This is a genomic window from Bradyrhizobium sp. B117 (assembly GCF_038969555.1).
GTDB lineage: Bacteria > Pseudomonadota > Alphaproteobacteria > Rhizobiales > Xanthobacteraceae > Bradyrhizobium.
Genome location: NZ_CP152414.1, coordinates 6,734,781 through 6,755,502 on the forward strand (window position 1 = coordinate 6,734,781; position 20,722 = coordinate 6,755,502).

The window sequence follows — 20,722 nt, forward strand, 5'->3', positions numbered from 1 at the left end:
TCAGGAGATCACGGCGCGCGCAACGTCGAGCAGCGCGGTCTTGACGTCGGCGTCGTCGGTCAGCGGTTCGATCATGGCTGCCAACACGGCATCGGCAATCGAGGCCCCGGCTGCAATCATCGTGGCGCAATAGACGACGAGACGGGTCGAAACGCCCTCCTCCAGATCGTGGCCCTTCAGCGCGCGCAGCCGGCCGGCCAGCGCCACCAACGGCCGCACGTAATCAGGCGCGAGCCCACTCTCGGCCGCGACCACCGCGATCTCCTGCTCCGGCGGGAGGAAGCCGAACTCGATGGCGACGAAGCGCTGGCGCGTCGACGGCTTAAGCGCCTTCAGCAGCGTCTGGTAGCCGGGATTGTAGGAGACGACGAGCATGAAGCTGCTCGGCGCCGCGATCTCCTCGCCGGTGCGCTCCAGCGGCAGGATGCGGCGGTCGTCGGTCAGCGGATGCAGCACCACAGTGACATCCTTGCGCGCCTCCACCACTTCGTCGAGATAGCAGATGCCGCCATCGCGCACCGCGCGCGTCAGCGGACCGTCGGTCCATACGGTGTCGCCGCCCCTCAAGAGATAGCGGCCGGTGAGATCGGCGGCGGTGAGATCGTCGTGGCAGGCAACGGTGTGGAGCGGCAGCCCCAGCCGCGTCGCCATATGCGCGACAAAGCGGGTCTTGCCGCAGCCGGTCGGCCCCTTCAGCAACACCGGCAGCCGATGCCGCCAGGCGTGCTCGAACAGCGCGCATTCGTTGCCGCTTGCGACATAGGCCGGGAGCTCGGGCGCGGGGGCCGCCAGGGCGTGAAGAGCTGCTTTCATGATCCTTCTCCGAAAATCGGTTTGACAAGGCGGCCGCGACGTTCGCGGCCGCCTTCGCATTCACTCGGCCGGCTGCAACGCAGCCGGGATCGTCACCGGCTTCTCGCGGCCCGGCACCAGCACGGCCCAGACGAACATCAGCGCGGAGATCGCGACGAACACGCCGGAGCCGAGCCGCACCCAGTAAAAGAAAGCGAGCTGATCCTGCACGTCCATGTAGCTCTGGCCGAGCACGCGCTGGAGATGGACCTGGATCACGCCGGCAAAGGTCAGCGCGAAGGTCATGGTCATCATGGCCGTGCACATGATCCAGAAGCTCGCCATCGAGAGCCACTGGTTATAAGGCGCGCGTCCCTTGATCTGCGGGATCGCGTAAGCCATCACGGAAAGATTCAGCATCACATACGCGCCGAAGAAGGCGAGATGGCCGTGCGCGGCGGTGACCTGCGTGCCGTGGGTGTAATAGTTCACCGAGGACAGCGTGTGCAGAAAACCCCAGACGCCCGCTCCGAGGAACGCCATCACCGAGCAGCCGACCGACCACAACAGTGCGGCGCGGTTTGGATGCTTGCGGCCGGCCTTCCAGGTCATCTGCACGGTGAAGATCACCATGGTGAAGAAGGGTGCGACCTCGAGCGTGGAGAATAGCGAGCCGATCCACTGCCAGTAGCCGGGCGCGCCGATCCAATAGAAGTGGTGGCCGGTGCCGAGGATGCCGGAGAACAGCGCTAGCCCAATGATGACGTAAAGCCACTTCTCCACCACCTCGCGGTCGATGCCGTTGAGCTTGATCATCAAGAAGGCGAGCACGGAGGCCATGATCAGCTCCCAGACGCCCTCGACCCAGAGATGGACGACGTACCACCAGTACATCTTGTCGACGGCGAGGTTGGCCGGATTGTAGAAGGCGAACAGGAAAAAGATCGCAACGCCCCACAGGCCGAACAAAAGGATGTTGGTGACCGTGGTTTTGCGGCCCTTCAGCGCCGTCATGGTGACGTTGAACAGGAACATCAGGCAGACGACGACGATGCCGACCTTGATGATGAAGGGCTGTTCGAGGAATTCGCGGCCCTCATGGTAGTGGAAGAGATAGCCGACCACGGCCACGCCAGCGGCGCCAAAAAACATCCAGAACTGGATCTTTGCCAGCAGCGGGCTGTACAGCTCGGTCTCGGTCTCCTCGGGCAGCAGGAAGTAGGTCGCGCCCATGAAGCCAATCAGCGACCACACGATCAGCGCGTTGGTGTGGATCATCCGGACGATGTTGAACGGCAGGATGACCGACAGCGTGTTGGGCAGGACGTAGATGGTTCCGGCGAGCAGGCCGAACAGGACCTGGGCCAGGAACAGCGTCAACGCGCCGTAGAAATACAGCATCGCGACTTTCTGGGTCTGATATTTCATCTGGGGTTCTCTCTGTCTTGAAAGAGGCAAAGGTCTTGAAAGAGACAGGCGCGCTAGCCCGCCTTGTTCGGCGGCCATTCCTGGCGCTTGATCTTGCTGGTCCATTGCAGGAAGTCGGCGAGGTCGTTGAGCTCCTGGTCGGTGAGGTTGAACTGCGGCATCTGCCGCCGCCCCTCCGCGCCCGAAGGCTGCGATTGCATCCAGGCCTTTAGCGTCTCGCGCGCCGCGGCCGGATCCTCGTTGCCGCCCCAGCGGTCCCAGACGTTGCCGACTTCAGGTGCGAAATAGGCGCCCTCGCCGAGCAGCGTGTGGCAATTGATACAGGAGTTCTTCTCCCAGACATGCTTGCCGCGCGCGACCGACGACGTCAGCGTCGATGCATCCGTCGAGGTCGTGGCCATGTAGTAGTGGCTGTGCGCCGTCAGCCCTAAGAAGATGGCGAAGAAGAAGGCCGAGCCGCCGTAGAAGACGTTTCGAGCCGCCGACTTGGTCAGGCGTTCAGCCATTGCCAATCCTTTCCGTTGTGAATTCAGCCGTGAGGAAGCGGTGATGCTGTATCTTGCCTGTTAGCGCGGACGGGTCTTTGTCGGGGCGCAATGAACGCTCGCGTCGACCGCGTCAGATCAGGGAGACGAATGCGGAGGCGAGCCAGGCGAACAGCAGCACGATGACGATCCAGACGCTGACGAGGCCGCGCCACACCGCGGGCACCGCCCTGAGGTCCATGAACTCGAGCGCGATCCGGCGGCCCTTGACGGCGGCCAGCGACAGCAGCACGGCGTTGCCGAGCAGCGGACGCGGCATCAGCGGCGGCAGCAGGATGGTCGCGAGTGCGAGGCCGATCAGCACGATCCAGGTGATGTCGAGGCGATCCGGCATCGTCACTTCGCCAGATAAAGAATCGGGAACATGACGATCCAGACCAGATCGACCATGTGCCAGAAGGCGGCGCCCGTCTCGACGCCCACTGTCTCGGCGCGGCGGCAGACCACGGCGAGGATGATGATGCCGAGACCAACATGTAGGAGATGGAAGCCGGTCAGCAGGAAGTAGAGCGTGAAGAACGGGCTGGTCTCCAAGCCAATGCCGCGCCCGATCTCCTCGGCATATTCAGCCAGCTTGATCGCGATGAAGAAGCCGCCGAGCGCCATCGCGATCAGGAGCCAGCGGCGTGATGTCCGCTTCTCGCTCGCCCGCGCGGATTTCGTCGCCCGGGCCGCGGCCCAGCCGGTGGTCACCAGCACGATTGTATTGAGGCCCGCGAGATTCGAATCCAGCGCGGCCTGCCCCGCCGCGAACACCGCCGGGTGAATCGCACGAGCCACCACGAAGGCGCCGAGGAACAGGCCGAAGGCGACGAGCTCGCTGAAGATCAGCACCCAGATCATGGGATCGCCGGGGAGATCTTCCAAAATTCCCCAGCCAGTTTCCTGTTGTTCGCAATCGGCCGCAGACATCGTCTTTCCGGATCAGGACACCAGTCAGCCTTAGCTCAGCCGTGCTGTTCGGAATTTGTTGCAGAACAAACTGGGGATCGCCGGCGGAGATGTTTGCGCCGACGCAATGTCCGGTTCGCTCGATCGCGGTACGAACCGGCTCAGGATTCCCAGGGAGCGGCGAGCGACGACATGAGCGATGCACAGATCGGGCTGATGACCGCGACACCCATCATCATCGGCTTCGCCATCGCGCTCCGGCGCATGGGCGTGTTGTCGACGGTCGCGACGGTCTCGGCGGTGAGCCTTTCCGTCGCGATCGCGACGGTGCTGTTCACGACACAATAATTCGGACGCCGCGGATCGGGGGCGCGATCAGCTCGCGCCGGATCGCCGATTGGGCGCCGTTCTCGGCAGGACCAACTGAAACCGCGTGCCCTCGCCGGGCTGGCTTTCGAGCCGGAGTTGTCCGCCCAATCGATCCACGACGATGCTGTGCACGATGTGCAGGCCGAGGCCGCTCGCCCCGTCATGCCGGCGTGTGGTGAAGAAGGGATCGAACGCCCGCCGCTCCACGTCGGGCGCCATGCCGCAACCGTCGTCGGCAAACAGCAGCTCGATATGCCTGTGGCCTGCCGCGCGGAGCGAGACGTCGATCTTCCCTCCTCCGCTGCCGGAGAAGGCATGCGTCATCGCGTTGACGGCGAGATTGGTGAGCACCTGACCGAACGGACCGGGATAGCTGTCCATGGCCAAATTTGGCTCGCAGCTCAGGCCGAGCGTGATGTCGCGCGTGCGCAGCTGCCGCTCGAACTGGGAGAGAACCTGGCCGGTCAATTCGCCCGCATCGAAGCCGCGCCGGTGTGACTGGGTCTGATCGGCCGCCACCTGCTTGAAGGACTGCACCCGTTCGGCGGCGCGGCCGAGATTGGTGACCAGCTGCGCAGAGGCATCGCCCACCAGCTCCAGAAAGCCCGTCAGTGTCGAACGCTTGAGACTGCCTCGCGCGACCTCCGCGGCGAACTGCTCGGCCTTGCGCTGGAGCGTCGAGGCGACCGTCAGGCTGCTGCCGAGCGGTGTGTTGATCTCGTGCGCGACACCGGCGACCATGCGCCCGAGCGCCGCCAGCTTTTCCGCCTCGATTAGAGTGTCCTGGATATCACGCAAATGACGAAGCGCGGTCTCCGCGGCATCCCGGGCACTGCGGATCTCCCGCTCGGCGCGCTTGCGCTCGGTGATCTCCTCCGCTGCCACGTTGACCGCGACGATTTCGTCGTTCGGCATGCGCAGCGGATGCCAATAGGTGACCCAAGAGCGCTCCTCGACCTGGTCGGCCCGCTGCCCCGCCACCTCGATGCCGATCACGGGCTCGCCGGTCTCCATGATCGAACGGACGATCTGTTCGACGGACTCCGCCAAGGCTGGCACGCAATCCCTGACCGTATGCCCGAGATGGCCCTCGACGGATATGCCGCAGATTTCGGTCAGGCGCTGGTTGATCAGCAGGTAGCGGCAGTCCGGTGACAGACAGGCGAGCCCGATCGGGGCGGTGTCGTAGATCAGCTGCAACGCCGGCAACGTCGAGACCAGCATCACCTCCGAAGCCGGCGATGACCTCACTGTACGCGTCACTCAGGTTCCCCGCGATCCCTTGCGCCAACCGCATGAAATTCGAGCGAAACTGGTTGCCGGTTGATCTAGATCAAGAAGACGCGCCGGCACCTCTCGTTCCGAGGCTTTGACGTGAAGCGACTTTCAAAACAGAACAAAGGCCCCGATCAACAAACCTGCAGCAAAGGACCAGAGCCCCAGGGTGCAGACGGAAACGATGCGCACGAGGATGCGAAGCCGCCCCTCAAATTCGTCGTCCGTCATCTCGCGGATATGAGCCGCCACTGGTGCTGCCCTGCCCGTGCCCCCGCTCGGCCCCGGATCTAGACCCCAAATCATGGTCATCGCGAGGCATCGGACCCGGTCGCGATGCCGATCCCGTGATCGAAATCTGGCGCGGCCGGCGCCAGAATCTCACCTCCGCGACGTGATTTTGCGCCTACCGCCGCTGATTATACACATCGATGCACACCGCCCCGAGGAGCACCAGGCCCTTGATGACCTGCTGATAATCGATGCCGATGCCGAGAATGGACATGCCGTTGTTCATCACGCCCATGATCATGGCGCCGACCACGGCGCCGCCGACGCGCCCGACACCGCCATAGGCTGACGCACCGCCGATGAAGCAGGCGGCAATGACGTCGAGCTCGAAGCCGAGGCCGGCTTTCGGGGTCGCGGTGTTGAGGCGCGCGGCGAAGACGAGACCGGCGAGCGCGGCGAGCACACCCATGTTGACGAAGGTGAGGAAGGTCAGCCGTTCGGTCTTGATGCCGGACAGGCTGGCCGCCTTGGCATTGCCGCCGACCGCATAGATCTGGCGGCCGATCACGGTGCGGCGGGTGACGAAACCGTAGAGCGCGATCAGCGCGCTCATGATCACCAGCACGTTGGGCAGGCCGCGATAGGTCGCGATCAGATAGGTGAAATAGAGCACGGCGCAGGCGAGCACGACACTCTTGCCGAGGAAGAACGCATAAGGCTCGACCTCGATGCCGTGCGACACTTCGCGGGCGCGACTCTTGGCGCTGGCGTAGACCAGGCCGAGCGCAAGGACCGCGCCGATCAGCATGGAGGTCGGATGCAGCGTTCCGGCCTCGGGCAGCAGCTCCGGAATGAAGCCCGACGACAGTTTCTGGAAGGTCGACGGGAACGGTCCGAGCGACTGGCCCTGCAACACCGCGAGCGCCAATCCCTTGAACACGAGCATGCCCGCCAGCGTCACGATGAAGGACGGGATCTTGAAATAGGCCACCCAATAGCCCTGCGCGGCGCCGATGGCCGCGCCGACCGCGAGGCAGGCGATGAAAGCGAGCGTGTAGTCGACCTTGTAGGTCACCATGAGCAGGGCGGCGACGGCGCCGACAAAGCCCGCGACCGAGCCGACCGAGAGGTCGATGTGGCCGGTGACGATCACCAGGAGCATGCCCAGCGCCATGATGACGATATAGCTGTTCTGCAGCACCAGATTGGTCAGGTTGAGCGGCTGGAGCAGCGTACCGCCGGTCATGACCTGGAAGAACAGCATGATCGCAACCAGCGACATCAGCATGCCGTAGTTGCGCAAATTGTTCTTGATGAAGCTGCCGTGCCGGCGCTCCTCGGGCAGCGAAACCGTCTTGTCGGTCATGGCCGCTCACCTCCCATCTCCGCGGCCTCAGCCGCGCTGTTTCCATTGCTTCGTTCGTTGCGCATGATGGCGCGCATGATCTTTTCCTGTGTCGCATCCGCGCCCTTGAACTCGCCGACGAAGGCGCCGTCGTTCATGACGCAGATGCGGTCGCAGATGCCGAGCAGCTCGGGCATCTCCGAGGAGATCACCACGACGCCGCGGCCGGCTTCCGCGAGCTCGTCGATGATACAGTAAATCTCGTATTTGGCACCGACGTCGATACCCCTTGTCGGCTCGTCCAGGATCAGGACCTTCGGGTCGGTCATCAGCCATTTCGACAGCACCACCTTCTGCTGGTTCCCGCCGGAGAGCTGCCCGGTCTCCTGGTAGACGTCGGAGCAGCGGATGCGCATCCGGTTGCGGTAATCGCTGGCGACTTTCAGCTCGGCGATGTCGTCGATCACCTTCCCTGGCGCGACCTGCTCGAGGCTCGCCAGCGTGATGTTCTTGCGGACGTCGTCGGCGAGGATCAGGCCGAGCTGCTTGCGGTCCTCGGTGACATAGGCCAGACCGGCATCGATCGCCGCGGCGACGCTCGGCAGCGCAATCTCCCGGTCCTCAAGCCGGATGCGGCCGCTGATATTGGTGCCCCAGGAGCGGCCAAACAGGCTCATGGCGAACTCGGTGCGGCCCGCCCCCATCAGCCCGGCGATGCCGACGACCTCGCCGCGTTTGACGCCGAAATTGACGTTCTTGATCACCTGTCGCTCGGGATGGATGGGGTGATAGACCGACCAATTCTCGACGGTCAGTACGGGCTCGCCAATCTTCGCGCTACGCTCCGGGAAACGGTGAGCCATATCGCGGTTGACCATGCTGCGGATGATGCGGTCTTCCTGGATCGGTTCGGTCCGGCAGTCGATGCTGTCGACGGTGCGGCCGTCGCGCAGCACGGTGATGTGGTCGGCGACCTTGGCGACCTCGTTGAGCTTGTGCGAAATCAGGATCGAGCCGATGCCCTGCTTGCGGAACGCCATCAGGCGCTCGAGCAGCGCGGCACTGTCAGCCTCGTTGAGGCTCGCGGTCGGCTCGTCCAGGATCAGCATGCGGACGCGCTTGGAGAGCGCCTTGGCGATCTCGACCAGCTGCTGCTTGCCGACGCCGAGATCGGTGATCAGCGTATCCGGCGACTCCTTCAGGCCCACCTGCGCCAGCAACTCGCGCGTGCGCCGGTAGACCTCGTCGCGGTCGATCACGCCGAACTTCGACGGCGGATGCGACAGGAAAATGTTCTCAGCGATCGACATCAGCGGGATCAGCGCCAGCTCCTGGTGGATGATGATGATGCCGAGCGCCTCGGAATCGTTGATGTCGCGGAAGCGGCGCTCCTCGCCCTCGAAGACGATGGTGCCCTCGTAGCTGCCGGCGGGATAGACGCCGCTGAGAACCTTCATCAGGGTCGATTTGCCCGCGCCGTTCTCGCCGACGAGGGCGTGGATCTGGCCGGCCTCGACCGAGAAGTTGACGTCGCGCAGCGCCTGAACGCCGGCAAAGCTCTTGCTGACGTTGCGCATCTCCAGCATGGCGGTCATCGTGTCATGTCCCTAAATCACCGTCGTTCCGGGGCGCCCGAAGGGCGAACCCGGAACCTCGAGATTCCGGGCTCGATGCTACGCATCGCCCCGGAATGACGGAGAAGCAACTTTTACTGGAACTGCGACTTCTTGTAGTAGCCGCTGTCGACCAGCGTCTTCTCCCAGTTGTCCTTGTACACCACGACCGGCTTGAGCAGATAGGACGGCACGGTCTTGACGCCGTTCTCGTAGGTCTTGGTGTCGTTGACGGCGACCTGCTTGCCGGCGAGCGCGGCATCTACCATGTCCGCGGTCACCTTGGCGAGATCGCGGGTGTCCTTGAAGATGGTCGAATACTGGTCGCCGCGCAGCATCGCCTTGATCGAGGGCACCTCGGCATCCTGACCGGAGATAACAGGCATCGGCTGATCGGCGCTGCCATAGCCGACGCCCTTCAGCGAGGAGATGATGCCGATCGAGAGGCCGTCATAGGGCGACAGCACCGCGTGGACCTTCTTGTTGCCGTAGTAGGCGCTGAGCAGATTGTCCATGCGGGCCTGGGCCGTGGCGCCGTCCCAGCGCAAGGTCGCGACCTTGTCCATGCCCATCTGGCCGGAGACGACGACGAGCTTGCCGCTGTCGATATAGGGCTTCAGCACGCTCATCGCGCCATTGTAGAAGAAGTAGGCGTTGTTGTCGTCGGGCGAGCCGCCGAACAGCTCGATGTTGAACGGACCCTTGCCCTCCTTCAGGCCGAGCCCCTGCACGATCGACTCCGCCTGGAGCACGCCGACCTGGAAATTGTCGAAGGTCGCATAATAGTCGACGTTCGGCGTGCCGCGGATCAGGCGGTCATAGGCGATCACGGTGATGCCTTTTGCCTTCGCCTGCTTGAGCACGTCGGACAGCGTGGTGCCGTCGATCGCAGCGATCACCAGCGCCTTGGCACCCTTGGTCACCATGTTCTCGACCTGCGAGAGCTGGTTCGGGATGTCGTCCTCGGCATATTGCAGGTCGGTGTTGTAGCCGCGCTCCTTCAACACCTTGACCATGTTGTTGCCGTCATCGATCCAGCGCGCCGAGGACTTGGTCGGCATGGCGATGCCGACGGTTGCCTTCTCCTGTGCGGAGGCGGTGACGCCAGCTGCCAGCGTTGCAGCGCCGGCCAGCGCCAGCGCGAGAAATGTCGTCTTCAGTTTCAACATGCTTCACTCCCTTTGGGTGTCAGACTGGTTCTTCGTTTCGTCGAGAACTTGGGTGGATTGCCTCTGGCCTCCTATGCGAGCTTGACGTCGGGTTCCGCTCGGCCACGCGCGGATGCCTCCAAGAGAAAGGTGCAACCGGCTTGCGGATCGGCGGCGCGCGCTGTTGCGTCCATGTCCTGCCAGGCCGAAGTGACGAGCAGGCGCGACAGATCGGGGCCGACGAAGGCCGGGCAGCTAGACTGTTTTGCCGGCACGCTGAGCGTGCGCAGGCGTTCGCCCTGCGGCGAGTAGACGTCGATACGGCTCGCGCCCCAGCAGGCGTTCCAGATATTTCCATCGGCGTCGCACACCGAGCCATCGAGGCCGCCGACGCCGGTGTGGCGCAGCAGCACCTCCGGCTCACCGCGCGGCAGGCCGGTGGCCGGATTGAGCGGCACCGCGTAGAGCACGGCGCGCGCAGTGTCGGCGAAATAGCCGGTCGCGCCGTCAGGCGAGAAGCAGATCGAGTTCGGGATGCTGATGCCGGGAAACAGCGTCGAGATCTTGCCGCGATGGAACGCGTAGATCGCGCCGGCCCCGGCTTCCGCCTTGCGACCCATGGTGCCGATCCAGAACGTGCCGGACTGATGCACGCGGGCATCGTTGGAGCGCGTGGCGGGATTGTCGGCTTCGAGCGGACAGAGCGCGGTCATCGAGCCATCGGCGAGCTTGCGGATGTAGAGGCCATCTTCCGCGACGATCAGCTGACGCTCGGCGTCGATGCGCCCGAGCGCGCTCGCCATCCGGCCGAGATCATGAACGCGGATGCTGCGGCTCGCGAGATGCGCCTCAAACAGCCGTCCTTCGCGGATGTCGAACCACCACGCGGTGTCGGTGGTCACGTCATAGGTCGGCCCTTCGCCAAGGTGACACTGCTCGGCGGACAGGACGGAGGTCGGCACCTGTTCGATCATGGCGTCCTCACTGTGAAGCGATAGACGGTGTGATGCCGATAGACTTGGCCGGGATCGAGGCGCGGGCTTGGAAAATCCGGCCGGTTCGGCGAATTGGGCCACATATGCGGTTCGAGACATATGGCGTCCGATTGCCGAATGAGCTTGTCGCCCTTGCCCGAGATCGTGCCGTCGAGATAGTTGCCGGAATAGACCTGAAGCCCCGGCTGATTGGTGAAGAGCTCCATGATGCGCCCCGAGCGCGGCGCCTCCAGCCGCGCCGCGAGCGCCAGCTTGCCGTCACGTCCAAGGCAATAGGTATGGTCGTAGCCCCTGCCGTTGCGCAATTGCTCGTGGCTCTCACGGATGCGCGCACCAACGGCCTGCGCCTCGCGGAAGTCGAACGGCGTGCCCGCCACCGCACGTGGCGGCTCGGGCAGCGGAATGGCGGTGGGATCGATCGCGAGGAAGTGCTCGGCCGCGACCGTCAGCTTGTGATCGAGAATGGGCGTGCCCGAGGTCGCGCCTTCCAGGTTGAAGAAGCTGTGGTTGGTGAGGTTGACGATGGTCGGACGGTCCGTCCGTGCTTCCATCATCAGCGACAGCTCGGCCGGGCCAGTGACGCGATAGGTTAGGCGCACATCAAGCTTGCCAGGATAATTTTCCTCGCCGTGCGGGCTCGAGTAAGTGAGCGTCACCGCGGGCTCGGGGCCATCTTCGATCCCGGCAATGTCCCAGAGCTTGCGATCAAAACCGTCCAGCCCGCCGTGCAGGGCATTCGGCCCGTTGTTGACGGGGAGCTGGAAGGTCTCGCCATCGAGTGAAAACTGTCCCTTGGCGATGCGGTTGGCGTAGCGGCCGACGGTGGCGCCGAGAAACTTCCGCTCGGCGAGATAGCCGGCGAAGGCATCATGGCCGAGCACGACGTCGTCGGTACCGCCCTTGGCGTCCGGCGCGATGAGCGCCTGGAGCACCGCGCCATGGGTGATGATACGGGCTTCGAAACCACCCTCGCCGCGTAGCACGATACGCTCGACCTTGCGGCCGTCAGGCAGCGTTCCGAAGACGTCTCTTGTTGTTCTTGAGCCAGCCATGTTCAGTCCACGAACGGTTCGACCAGGGTGCGCTTGCCGAGCAGGAACGCGTCGGCGACGAGACGGAGCGGCGCCAGGTCGACGTCGCTCGTTCCGGTCGCGGTGAGTGCGACGAAGCGCCGATATAGCTCGCGATATTCCTCATCGGGCGCCTCGGCAACAACCTTGCCATCGACCGCCATGATCCTGCCGCCCCGGGACAGCGTCATTTGCCCCTCGTCGGTTTCGACCAGGATATCCCAGCTCTGCGGCCCGGTCTGGCGGAAATCGAACTCGGCGGTAACAGGCAGGCCATCGATGTCGGTCAGCGTCAGGTTCGCAGCGATCGGCGCCTGGCAATTGGCTGGAAATGCGAGCTCGGACGCGGTGACGAAGACCGGCTGCGGCAGGATCCGGGTCAGGATCGACAGCGCGTTGATGCCGGGGTCGAACACGCCAAGCCCGCCTGGTTCCCAGATCCAGGCCTGCCCGGGATGCCAGACGCGGACGTCCTCTTTCCAATTGATGTGCACCGATTTGAGCCGGCGCGTGGCGAGCCATTCGCGCGCAGGCTCGACCGCCGGTGCGTAGCGCGAATGCCAGGTCGCAAACAGCGTCCGCTTTGTCTCCGCCGCCATCGCGACAAGCGGATCGAGCTCGGCAACGCCGGTGCCCGGCGGCTTCTCCAGCATCACGTGCTTGCCGGCCGCGAGCGCCGCAGCGGCCTGGGCGCGCCGCACCTGCGGCGGCGTGCAGAGTGAGACCGCATCGATCGGCGGTCCCTGCTCCAGCAGTTCTTCGACGGTGGCGAAATGCGGCAGCCCCGGTAGCGAGGCGTTGCGGCTGGCGACGGCCGCGAGTGCCGCGCCCGGGACCGCGGCGATCGCACCGACATGCTGGTCGCGTGCGATCTTGCCGAAGCCGACGATGGCGATGCGAAGTTCGCTCACGCTTATTCTCCAGTATCTACCGATGGCAGCGGGTCCACCGGGGCGGTCTCGATCACCGTGCCCTCGTGACGGCGCATGCCGTTGTGAATGACGTAAATCATCGCCTCGGATGCTGCTTCCGCATCGCCCGCGGCGATCGCATCGACGATCTTCTGATGCCAGAGCAGCACGGTGTCGCGGTCCCCCGACTCGACCGGAGCACTGAGCAGGAACGAGGCGCGAAGCGCGGCCTCGATCACGTGCCCGATCGAGCGCATGAACAGGTTGCCGGACGCACGCGCCACGGCAACGTGGAGCGCGAGGTCGGCATCGGCGAAGCCGACCGAGTCGGAGGCTTCACGCCGCATGCGATCCATGCTGCGGCGAAGCTCGGCGATGTCCTCCTCGGACCGCTGCACTGCGGCGAGCATCGCCGCGCGCGGCTCGACCGCGAGACGGATCTCGGCGAGGTCGTTGAGGAAGCGCTTGTCGATACCGGCGTCGAGATGCCAGGCTAGCACGTCGGCATCGAACATATTCCAGGCGCCGCGCTCGCGCACGACGGTACCGACGCGCGCCTTGGTGCTGAGCAGCCCCTTGGCGACCAGAGTCTTGACGCTCTCGCGCAGCACCGGCCGCGACACGCCGAACATCGCAATCATCTCGGCATCGCCGGGCAGGCGCGTTCCCTCCGCATAGCGGCCGGCGATGATGTCGACGCCGATCGAACGCGCCACTTCCGCGTGGTTGGAATGGGCCCGCCGGGTCGGAATGACGACGATACGCGAGGTCATGAGACGGCTCCCGCACGCTTCGCCAGCGGCCGGCGCGCCAGCACGACCAGCCCCTGCTGCAACGCGATGAAAGCGAACAGTAGCACGCCGGTTGCGATCTTGGTCCACCAGCTCGACAGCGTGCCGTCGAAATTGATGTAGGTCTGGATCAGGCCCTGGATCAGCACGCCGAGGAAGGCGCCGATCACCGAGCCCTGCCCGCCCGTCAGCAGCGTGCCGCCGATCACGACCGCCGCGATGGTGTCGAGCTCGACGCCGACCGCCGAGAGTGAATAGCCGGCGCTGGTGTAGAACGAGAACACGATGCCGGCGATGCCTGCGAGCAGGCTCGACAGCATGTAGATCTTGATCGTCATCTTGCCGACCGCGACACCCATCAGGCTCGCCGTCGTGCGGCTGCCGCCGAGCGCATAGACATTGGCGCCGAACCTCGTCAGATGCAGCAGCAAGGCGCCGCCGATCACGATGACGAGCATGATGATCGCGATCGCCGTCAATCGTCCGCCGCCGGGCATGCGCAACGCGAAGTCAGACACGCGGCCATGGCGCTGGCCGCAAAGAGGGCTTTAGAGGTCATCAGGCGTGTCTCCCAAGAGTGATCTTGTGTTTATCTCGGGCGCCGATTGGTAGCATGACACCCGCAGGCCGGCCTTTTGGGGCGGCGGGAGGCACTATTTCATGGAAGATGGGTTCCGTATAGTCATATTATTTGACTATTAGGTGAAATGATCCGGGCTTGAGGGATGACCGCGCGGATAACACGCTAAGCGCGATTATGTTCCACAAATGCAACGCGGGGATGAAGGAAAATCTGTGGGGTGGTTTGCGTGCCCAGCAATGCGTCATGCCCGGGCTTGTCCCGGGCATCCACGTTCTTTGTGCCGCAAGCAAGACGTGGATGGCCGGGACGAGCCCGGCCATGACGAAGCCGCAAGCAGACGCAAGGAGAAGCGCTAAATCAGCTTCCGCTGCGCCAGGTTCTTCATCAGCGCGCCGATGCCGAACGTCCAGGGCTCGCACTCGTCGCTGGTGCGCATGCGGTTGACGAGCTTGCCGAGCTGGGGCGCGGCGATAGTGACGATGTCGTCGCGCTTGTGGGTGAACCCCTGCCCCGGCGCGTCGCGATCCTTCACGGGCGCGAACATCGTGCCGAGGAAGAGAACGAAGCCGTCAGGATATTGATGGATCTTGCCGATGGTCTGCGCGACGAGGTCGGTCGGATCGCGGCTGATCTTGCTGATCGAGGAATGGCCGTCGAGGATGAAGCCGTCCGAGCCCGTCACGTTCAGGCTGATGTCAAGCTTCCTCGCGTCGTCGAGCGTGAAGGTGTCGTCGAACAGGCGCAGCAGCGGGCCGATCGAACAGGACGCATTGTTGTCCTTGGCCTTCGACAGCAGCAGCGCCGAGCGGCCCTCGAAGTCGCGCAGGTTCACGTCATTGCCGAGCGCGCCGCCGACGATCTTGCCGCGGCTGGAGACGAACAGCACCAGCTCGGGCTCGGGGTTGTTCCAGGTCGACTTCGGATGCAGGCCGGCATCCATGCCGGTGCCGACCGAGGACAGCGTCGGCGCCTTGGTGAAGACCTCGGCATCGGGGCCGATGCCGACCTCGAGATACTGGCTCCAGGCGTTCTGATCGATCAGCACCTGCTTCAGGTGCATCGCCTGGTCCGAGCCCGGCTTGAGCTTCGACAGATCGTCACCGATCAGCCGCGTCACCTCTTTGCGGATCGCTTCGGCCGACGCGGGATTGCCCTTCGCGCGCTCCTCGATCACGCGCTCCAGCATCGAGATCGCGAAGGTGACGCCGGCCGCCTTCAGTGTCTGGAGATCGACCGGCGCGAGCAGCCACGGCTTCTTGGGATCGCGACCATCGGGCGCCGTGTTGGCAACGATGGCTTCGAGATCGCCGATGCGCTCGCCCTTGACGGCAGCGAGCGCCTTGGCCGGATCGTCCTCCTCGCAGAGCGCGCTGATGGTCGGGAATTTTGCCGTGACGTCGAACACGCCATCGCCGCGCACGGCGACCACGGCCGGACCATTGACCTGCGGCAGCCAAACGCGGCCGGCGAGCGTGCCGCGTGTTCCGTCCTCGGGGAGAAGGTCCTTTACCGTCAAAGTCGTCATGGCCGCGTCCTCGCTCTTGTCGGATCGGCCGCATTTACCCAACGGCCAACCAAGTTATCGAAAACCAATAACGGTCTGTCAGAGGAAGTCCACGGCCATTCGCTGGCGAATGTGATTTGATTTCGGTTTCGAATACGGGATGACGGTTTTGTAGAGTGGGCAAAGCGGAGCATGTCCACCACTCTTGGTCGAACGCTGAGACGAATGGTGGGCACGGCGCGTTCGCGCCTTTGCCCACCCTACGGCAGTCTCGCGTCCCTCACTTGAACCAATGCACCAGTGCGATGCTGATGCCGAGCAGCAGCATCAGCGACAGCGTCACGGCCGCCGTCACCCGGCCGCCGACATTGGCGAGCACACGGACGTCGACGCCCAGCCCCAGCGCCGCCATCGAGACCACAGTCAGGAAGCTCGTGATCTTCGTCACCGGACCGACCACCGTGGCCGGCACGATTTCGAGGGAACGCAGGGTCGCGAGCGCGAGGAAGCCGAGGATGAACCAGGGGACAAGACGGAAGAAACCGACATTGGTCTTCTTGGCGCCGCTCTGCCAGCGCGAGGCGACGAGCGACAGGCCGACGACCACGGGCCCGAGCATCAACACGCGCATCAGCTTCACAAGGGTGCCGATCTGCGTCGAGATGAGACCGGCCGGCACCGTCGCCGCCAGCACCTGTGGCACGGCGTAGACGGTGAGACCGGCGAGGATGCCGTATTGCGTGGCGGACAGTTGCAGCAGCGGGATCAGCAGCGGCAGGCCGAGCACCATCATCACGCCGAGGATCGCGGTGAAGGAAATCGACGAGGCGATCTCGTCATTGTTGGCACCGATGATCGGCGCCACCGCGGCGATCGCGGAATTGCCGCAGATCGAATTGCCGCAGGCGATCAGGATCGACAGCCGCGTCGACAGGCCGAGCATCCGGCTGATGCCGAAGGAGACGCAGAGCGCGACCACGACGACGGCCGCGATCGACGCCAGCAGCGCGATGCCCGAGGCGGCGATTGCGGCAAAGCTGATGGAGGCCCCGAGCAGCATGACCGCGACTTCGAGCAGCTGCTTGGCGCTGAAGGCGATGCCGGCCTGCCAGCGCGGCGCCGGCTTCCAGAAGCTGCGCAGCGCCATGCCGAGCAGGATCGCCATCACCAGCGCCTCGACATAGGGATGCTCGAAGACGCCGAGTTCCGCCCGCTCAAGCAGGGCCGAGACACCGGCCACGAGAATGCAGAGGAGAATGCCCGGAATCAGCGCCGCAATGCGGCTAACGGCGGTGGCCGGCTTGGAATCGGCCGGGTTGGATGCTTGATTCTGCGACACAAATTTCTCCCGGAGGAGAAGGATTTATACGCAGCGCGACCCGATTGGGAAATATGTTTTCAGCATAACAGGGCCGAGGGAAGTTCTGTCCTCGGCCCGGAATAATCCGGTTCAGAAGATCAGGCTTTTGGCCAGCGAGGCCACCCGGCTGAAGCCGTCATAGATGCCCGGCTCGAAGAAGGCGGCACGGGCGAGCACGATGCCGGCGACCAGCGACCAGAACAGCGTGGTGCCGGCCCGCAGCAGCATTTTTGACGCGCGCGACCGCGGCTGGGTGTCCGTTGCGGACACCAGTTGCTCGCCAAAGGGCTCAAATCCGGTGCGTTCCATGGCCGTCAATTCCATCAATCTCTGGCGGAAATGTCGTCGTTTCGGTCCAAAACAGCAATGGAAGTGATTGGCGTTTTTATCCTGCGGAGGGGAAACTCCTTCCTCCCGACGGCGGCAGGACAATAGTTTTCTTCTTTCGGCCTATTTGGACACCGGCGACGGGCCTAGAGGGCCAGATAGCGGCGACGGATGGCGTCGTTGGCCTTCAGCTCGTCGATTCCGGCGGCATAGACGATCTGGCCCTTGTCGATGACCGTGGCGTGGCTCGCCAGCCCCAGGCAGAAATGCATGTTCTGCTCGGCGATCAGCACCGTCGAGCCGAGCTGGCGGAGCTGGCGTAGCAGCTCGCCGATCCGCTGCACGATGATCGGCGCGAGCCCCTCGCTCGGCTCGTCCAGCAGCAGCAGCGCCGGATTGCCCATCAGCGTGCGCGCGATCGCGAGCATCTGTTGCTCGCCGCCAGAGAGGCGCCCGGCGATGCGATGGCGCAACGGCTCCAAGAGCGGGAAGACCTCGTAAATGCGCTTGATCGGCCATTCGTCCTGGCCTTCCGGACCCTTCTTGCGACCGATGACGAGATTGTCCTCGACCGTGTGCTCCGGAAAAATCTGGCGATCCTCCGGAACGAAGCCGAGGCCGGCGCGCGCGATATGGTGCGGCTTCCGGCCGGAGATCACCGCGCCGCGCAGGCTCACTTTGCCCCGCCGCGGCGGCGCCAGGCCCATGATCGCCTTCATGGTCGTCGACTTGCCGGCGCCGTTGCGGCCGAGCAGCGCCATGGTTTCGCCCTGCCGCACCGAGAGGCCGACGCCGAACAGGATCTGGCTGGTGCCGTAATAGACGTCGAGATCGGCGACTTCGATGACGACGGCGCTCATGCGGCAGCTCCCGCATGTTCGGTGCCGAGATAGGCCTCGATCACCGCGCCGTTGTTGCGGATCTCGTCCGGCGTGCCGGTCGCGAGGATGCGGCCGTAGCACAGCACGACGATCTTCGGCGCGATCCTGAACACGATGTCCATGTCGTGCTCGATGAAGACGACGGTGATCTTCTGGCTCTCCCAGAGCTCCCGCACCTTGTCGATCATGCGCCAGCGCTCTTCCGGCCCCATGCCGGCGGTCGGCTCGTCCAGCAGCAGCACCTTTGGTTCGAGCACCAGCGCCAGCGCGATATCGAGCAGCTTCTGATCGCCATGCGACAGCGTCGCGGCGGTGCGGTTGCGTTTGCTCGCCAGTCCCAGCAGCTCCATCACATGTTCGGCGCGGTCGCGCGTCTCGGGCAGCGGAAAGCGCTTGTGCAGCACCGCCGACGAGCGTTGATCGGCGCTGACGGCTGCTAACATTGTCTCCTGCACCGTCAGCGATTTGAAGATGCTCGCGACCTGGAAGGCACGGCCGATGCCGTGACGCACGATCTCCGGCGGCGAGCGGCCGGCGAGATCGACGCCGTCGAGCAGCACCTGGCCGGAATCCGGCCTCAGCGCGCCGGTGATCAGGTTGAAGAAGGTGCTCTTGCCGGCGCCGTTCGGACCGATCACGGCGGTGAGCGAGCCGTCGGGGAAATCGAGCGAGACGTCGTTGGTCGCCTTCACGCCGCCAAAGGACTTTGCGAGGTTGCGGATCTCCAACATGACTAGCGCCCCTCGCCCGCGTCACGCCGATGCGCGAACCATTCGGCAACGAAATCGAGCAGCCCTTTGCGCAGGCCCAGCGCGAAGAACAGAATGACGATCCCGAGCACGATGCCGTGGTACTCGGTGAAGCGCGTGACGGTGTCGTTGAGCAGCAGCAGCAGCACGGTGCCGACCATCGGCCCCAGGAAGGTCGAGACGCCTCCGAGCATGTTGATGAAAATGCCCTCGCCCGAGATGGTCCAATAAGCGAATTCCGGATAAGCGCCGGAGACGAACAGCGCCATCACCATGCCGCCCATCGACGCGAACAACGCCGCCAGGACGAAGACAGTGAGTTTTGCGCGCCAGACGTCGATGCCGAGGAAGCTCGCGCGCGCGGCGTTGTCGCGGATCATGCGCAGCGTGTAGCCGAACGGCGATTGCGCGATCTGGCGCATCGCGAGCAGACCGAGGATCAAGAGCGCACAGCTCGCGACATAGAGATGGACGTGGTTGGCGAGATCGATGCCGAGGAAGACCGGGCGCGGAATACCGCCGCGCAGACCCTGGTCGCCGCCGGTGAAGGACGCCCAGGAGAGGATCGTCGAATGGATCAGCATCTGGAACGCGAGCGTGACGAAGGCGAAGTAGATCTCCTTCAGCCGCACGCAGATCGCACCGATGATGGCTGCGATGACCGCGGTGATCGCCAGTGTCGCAACGAAGGCGACCGGCATGGGCACGCCGAGCTTCTGCATGATGAGGCCGAAGCTGTAGGCGCCAAGGCCGAAGAACATGCCGTGGCCGAACGAGGTCAGGCCGGTGTAGCCGACCAGCAGATTGAGCGAGGTCGCGAACAGGCCGTACGCCGAGCAGCGAATAACGAAATCGAGCAGCGCCTTGCTGCCCGTGAACAGCGGCAGGCTTGCCAACACCGCGAAGGCAATCAGCGCGATCAGCACGTCGCGATAACGATGAAGCGCCGCGCCGCTCCGCACCGGTGCCAGCGTTTCGGCGCGCCCGGCCTCCAGCTCGGTCATGCCGCCTCCTTGCCGAACAGGCCGGTGGGTTTGGAGACCAGCACGATCACCATGAAGAGATACATCAGGCCTTCCGTGAACAGCGGAAAGCCGAGCGAGCCGAACGAGCGGATCAGGCCGAGCAGCAGCGCACCGATCAGCGCCCCCAGGATCGAGCCCATGCCGCCGATCACGGTGACGATGAAAGATTCGATCAGCACCGAAAATCCCATGCCGGGGGTCAGCGAGCGCACGGGCGCGGCGAGTGCCCCGGCAAGCCCCGCCAGCATGCCGCCCAGCGCGAACACGCCGCCATAGATCAGGCCGGTATTGATGCCGAGCGCAGAGACCATGCCGGGATTATGTGCGGCGGCGCGGATCACCTTGCCGATGCGTGTGCGCGACAGGCCGGCACCAAGTACGACCGCCGCAAGCAGCGCGACGCCAATCAGCAGCAGATAATAAGGTGGCACCACGCCGCCGGCGATGAAGAGCGGCATCACCTGGAACGCCGACGGCATGCCCATCGACCTGAATTCAGGCCCCCAGATGATGCGCACGACATCGTCGAAGATCAGCACGAAGGCGTAGCAGACGAGGAGCTGCATCAGGACGTCGGCGCCATAGACGCGACTCATGAAGACGCGCTCGAAGATCAGGCCGAGGATGGCGGTGCCGGCCGCGCCGGCCAGCATCGCCAGCGCAAAGCTGCCGGTGAGCTGATAGGCCGTCATCGCAAAATAGGCGCCGAACATATAGAAGGCGCCGTGGCTGAAATTCACCACTTTCAGCACGCCGAAGATCAGGGTGAGCCCGACCGCGACCAGGAACAGCAGCATGCCGATGATGAGGCCGCTGGTGGTTTGCGTCACCAGGCAGGCGGAGCTGGCGAGACAGCCGGCAAGCGCATCGAGATCCACAGGAGCACCTT

At 64.4% G+C, this 20,722-nt stretch carries 22 protein-coding genes and 1 pseudogene; 1 reads left to right on the forward strand and 22 read right to left on the reverse strand.

All coding sequences use genetic code 11. The features are described 5' to 3' along the window. The 5 genes from AAFG16_RS32740 to AAFG16_RS32760 form a co-directional block, all read right to left on the reverse strand. The gene (locus tag AAFG16_RS32740) at window positions 1–813 is read right to left on the reverse strand and encodes a CbbQ/NirQ/NorQ/GpvN family protein (RefSeq protein ID WP_283080594.1); all 813 of its coding nucleotides are present in this window, start codon (window positions 811–813) and stop codon (window positions 1–3) included. A gap of 60 nt (window positions 814–873) precedes the next feature. Next, window positions 874–2,220 carry a cbb3-type cytochrome c oxidase subunit I gene (locus AAFG16_RS32745; protein WP_283080595.1) on the reverse strand — a complete coding sequence of 449 codons (1,347 nt, stop codon included), beginning with the start codon at window positions 2,218–2,220 and terminating at the stop codon, window positions 874–876. Between the two features lie 53 nt (window positions 2,221–2,273). Further along, window positions 2,274–2,726 (reverse strand): cytochrome c, encoded by a 453-nt coding sequence (locus tag AAFG16_RS32750; RefSeq protein ID WP_283080596.1) that lies wholly within the window; start codon window positions 2,724–2,726, stop codon window positions 2,274–2,276. Between the two features lie 112 nt (window positions 2,727–2,838). Then, window positions 2,839–3,099, reverse strand: coding sequence for a cytochrome C oxidase subunit IV family protein (locus AAFG16_RS32755; RefSeq protein ID WP_342731941.1), 261 nt, complete (start codon window positions 3,097–3,099; stop codon window positions 2,839–2,841). 2 nt (window positions 3,100–3,101) lie between these two features. Next, on the reverse strand, window positions 3,102–3,677 hold the full coding sequence (locus tag AAFG16_RS32760) for a cytochrome c oxidase subunit 3 family protein (protein WP_342731943.1): 576 nt from the start codon (window positions 3,675–3,677) through the stop codon (window positions 3,102–3,104). A gap of 171 nt (window positions 3,678–3,848) precedes the next feature. Here AAFG16_RS32760 and AAFG16_RS32765 point away from each other — a divergent pair, with 171 nt between their 5' ends. Beyond that, complete coding sequence (locus tag AAFG16_RS32765) at window positions 3,849–4,004, forward strand: hypothetical protein (RefSeq protein WP_260375704.1); 156 nt, start codon at window positions 3,849–3,851, stop codon at window positions 4,002–4,004. Window positions 4,005–4,031: 27 nt separating this feature from the next. Here the strand turns inward: AAFG16_RS32765 and AAFG16_RS32770 are convergent, their stop codons facing one another. From AAFG16_RS32770 to AAFG16_RS32850, 17 genes and pseudogenes are all read right to left on the reverse strand, one after another. After that, the gene (locus AAFG16_RS32770; protein ID WP_342731948.1) at window positions 4,032–5,288 is read right to left on the reverse strand and encodes a PAS domain-containing sensor histidine kinase; all 1,257 of its coding nucleotides are present in this window, start codon (window positions 5,286–5,288) and stop codon (window positions 4,032–4,034) included. 123 nt (window positions 5,289–5,411) lie between these two features. Next, window positions 5,412–5,552 (reverse strand): hypothetical protein, encoded by a 141-nt coding sequence (locus AAFG16_RS32775; RefSeq protein WP_283080600.1) that lies wholly within the window; start codon window positions 5,550–5,552, stop codon window positions 5,412–5,414. Window positions 5,553–5,706: 154 nt separating this feature from the next. Beyond that, complete coding sequence (gene mmsB / locus AAFG16_RS32780; protein ID WP_283080601.1) at window positions 5,707–6,897, reverse strand: multiple monosaccharide ABC transporter permease; 1,191 nt, start codon at window positions 6,895–6,897, stop codon at window positions 5,707–5,709. Beyond that, a complete protein-coding gene (mmsA, locus tag AAFG16_RS32785; protein ID WP_342731952.1) occupies window positions 6,894–8,471 on the reverse strand; it encodes a multiple monosaccharide ABC transporter ATP-binding protein in 1,578 nt (525 codons plus the stop codon). Before mmsA ends, mmsB begins: the two co-directional genes overlap by 4 nt. A gap of 113 nt (window positions 8,472–8,584) precedes the next feature. Further along, a complete protein-coding gene (gene chvE, locus AAFG16_RS32790) occupies window positions 8,585–9,658 on the reverse strand; it encodes a multiple monosaccharide ABC transporter substrate-binding protein (protein WP_342731954.1) in 1,074 nt (357 codons plus the stop codon). Between the two features lie 71 nt (window positions 9,659–9,729). Next, complete coding sequence (locus AAFG16_RS32795) at window positions 9,730–10,611, reverse strand: SMP-30/gluconolactonase/LRE family protein (protein ID WP_342731956.1); 882 nt, start codon at window positions 10,609–10,611, stop codon at window positions 9,730–9,732. Continuing rightward, window positions 10,608–11,684 carry an aldose epimerase family protein gene (locus AAFG16_RS32800; protein ID WP_342731958.1) on the reverse strand — a complete coding sequence of 359 codons (1,077 nt, stop codon included), beginning with the start codon at window positions 11,682–11,684 and terminating at the stop codon, window positions 10,608–10,610. The genes AAFG16_RS32795 and AAFG16_RS32800 overlap by 4 nt, the downstream gene beginning before the upstream one ends. 2 nt (window positions 11,685–11,686) lie before the next feature. Further along, the gene (locus AAFG16_RS32805) at window positions 11,687–12,613 is read right to left on the reverse strand and encodes a Gfo/Idh/MocA family oxidoreductase (RefSeq protein ID WP_342731960.1); all 927 of its coding nucleotides are present in this window, start codon (window positions 12,611–12,613) and stop codon (window positions 11,687–11,689) included. 2 nt (window positions 12,614–12,615) lie between these two features. Continuing rightward, a complete protein-coding gene (locus AAFG16_RS32810; protein WP_342731964.1) occupies window positions 12,616–13,386 on the reverse strand; it encodes a FadR/GntR family transcriptional regulator in 771 nt (256 codons plus the stop codon). Then, a pseudogene (locus AAFG16_RS32815) lies at window positions 13,383–13,922 on the reverse strand (sugar ABC transporter permease YjfF); the annotation flags it as partial. The gene AAFG16_RS32810 and the pseudogene AAFG16_RS32815, both read right to left, overlap by 4 nt. Window positions 13,923–14,339: 417 nt before the next feature. After that, window positions 14,340–15,512, reverse strand: coding sequence for a fumarylacetoacetate hydrolase family protein (locus AAFG16_RS32820; protein WP_342731966.1), 1,173 nt, complete (start codon window positions 15,510–15,512; stop codon window positions 14,340–14,342). 259 nt (window positions 15,513–15,771) lie between these two features. Beyond that, window positions 15,772–16,830, reverse strand: coding sequence for a putative sulfate exporter family transporter (locus AAFG16_RS32825; RefSeq protein WP_342731968.1), 1,059 nt, complete (start codon window positions 16,828–16,830; stop codon window positions 15,772–15,774). A 111-nt stretch (window positions 16,831–16,941) separates the two neighbouring features. Continuing rightward, complete coding sequence (locus AAFG16_RS32830) at window positions 16,942–17,160, reverse strand: hypothetical protein (protein ID WP_283080610.1); 219 nt, start codon at window positions 17,158–17,160, stop codon at window positions 16,942–16,944. A gap of 164 nt (window positions 17,161–17,324) precedes the next feature. Continuing rightward, window positions 17,325–18,038, reverse strand: coding sequence for an ABC transporter ATP-binding protein (locus AAFG16_RS32835; RefSeq protein ID WP_342731970.1), 714 nt, complete (start codon window positions 18,036–18,038; stop codon window positions 17,325–17,327). Beyond that, window positions 18,035–18,790 (reverse strand): ABC transporter ATP-binding protein, encoded by a 756-nt coding sequence (locus AAFG16_RS32840; protein WP_342731972.1) that lies wholly within the window; start codon window positions 18,788–18,790, stop codon window positions 18,035–18,037. Before AAFG16_RS32840 ends, AAFG16_RS32835 begins: the two co-directional genes overlap by 4 nt. A gap of 2 nt (window positions 18,791–18,792) precedes the next feature. Then, window positions 18,793–19,812 (reverse strand): branched-chain amino acid ABC transporter permease, encoded by a 1,020-nt coding sequence (locus tag AAFG16_RS32845; protein ID WP_342731974.1) that lies wholly within the window; start codon window positions 19,810–19,812, stop codon window positions 18,793–18,795. Beyond that, window positions 19,809–20,711 carry a branched-chain amino acid ABC transporter permease gene (locus AAFG16_RS32850; protein ID WP_283080614.1) on the reverse strand — a complete coding sequence of 301 codons (903 nt, stop codon included), beginning with the start codon at window positions 20,709–20,711 and terminating at the stop codon, window positions 19,809–19,811. Before AAFG16_RS32850 ends, AAFG16_RS32845 begins: the two co-directional genes overlap by 4 nt. Window positions 20,712–20,722 lie beyond the last annotated feature (11 nt).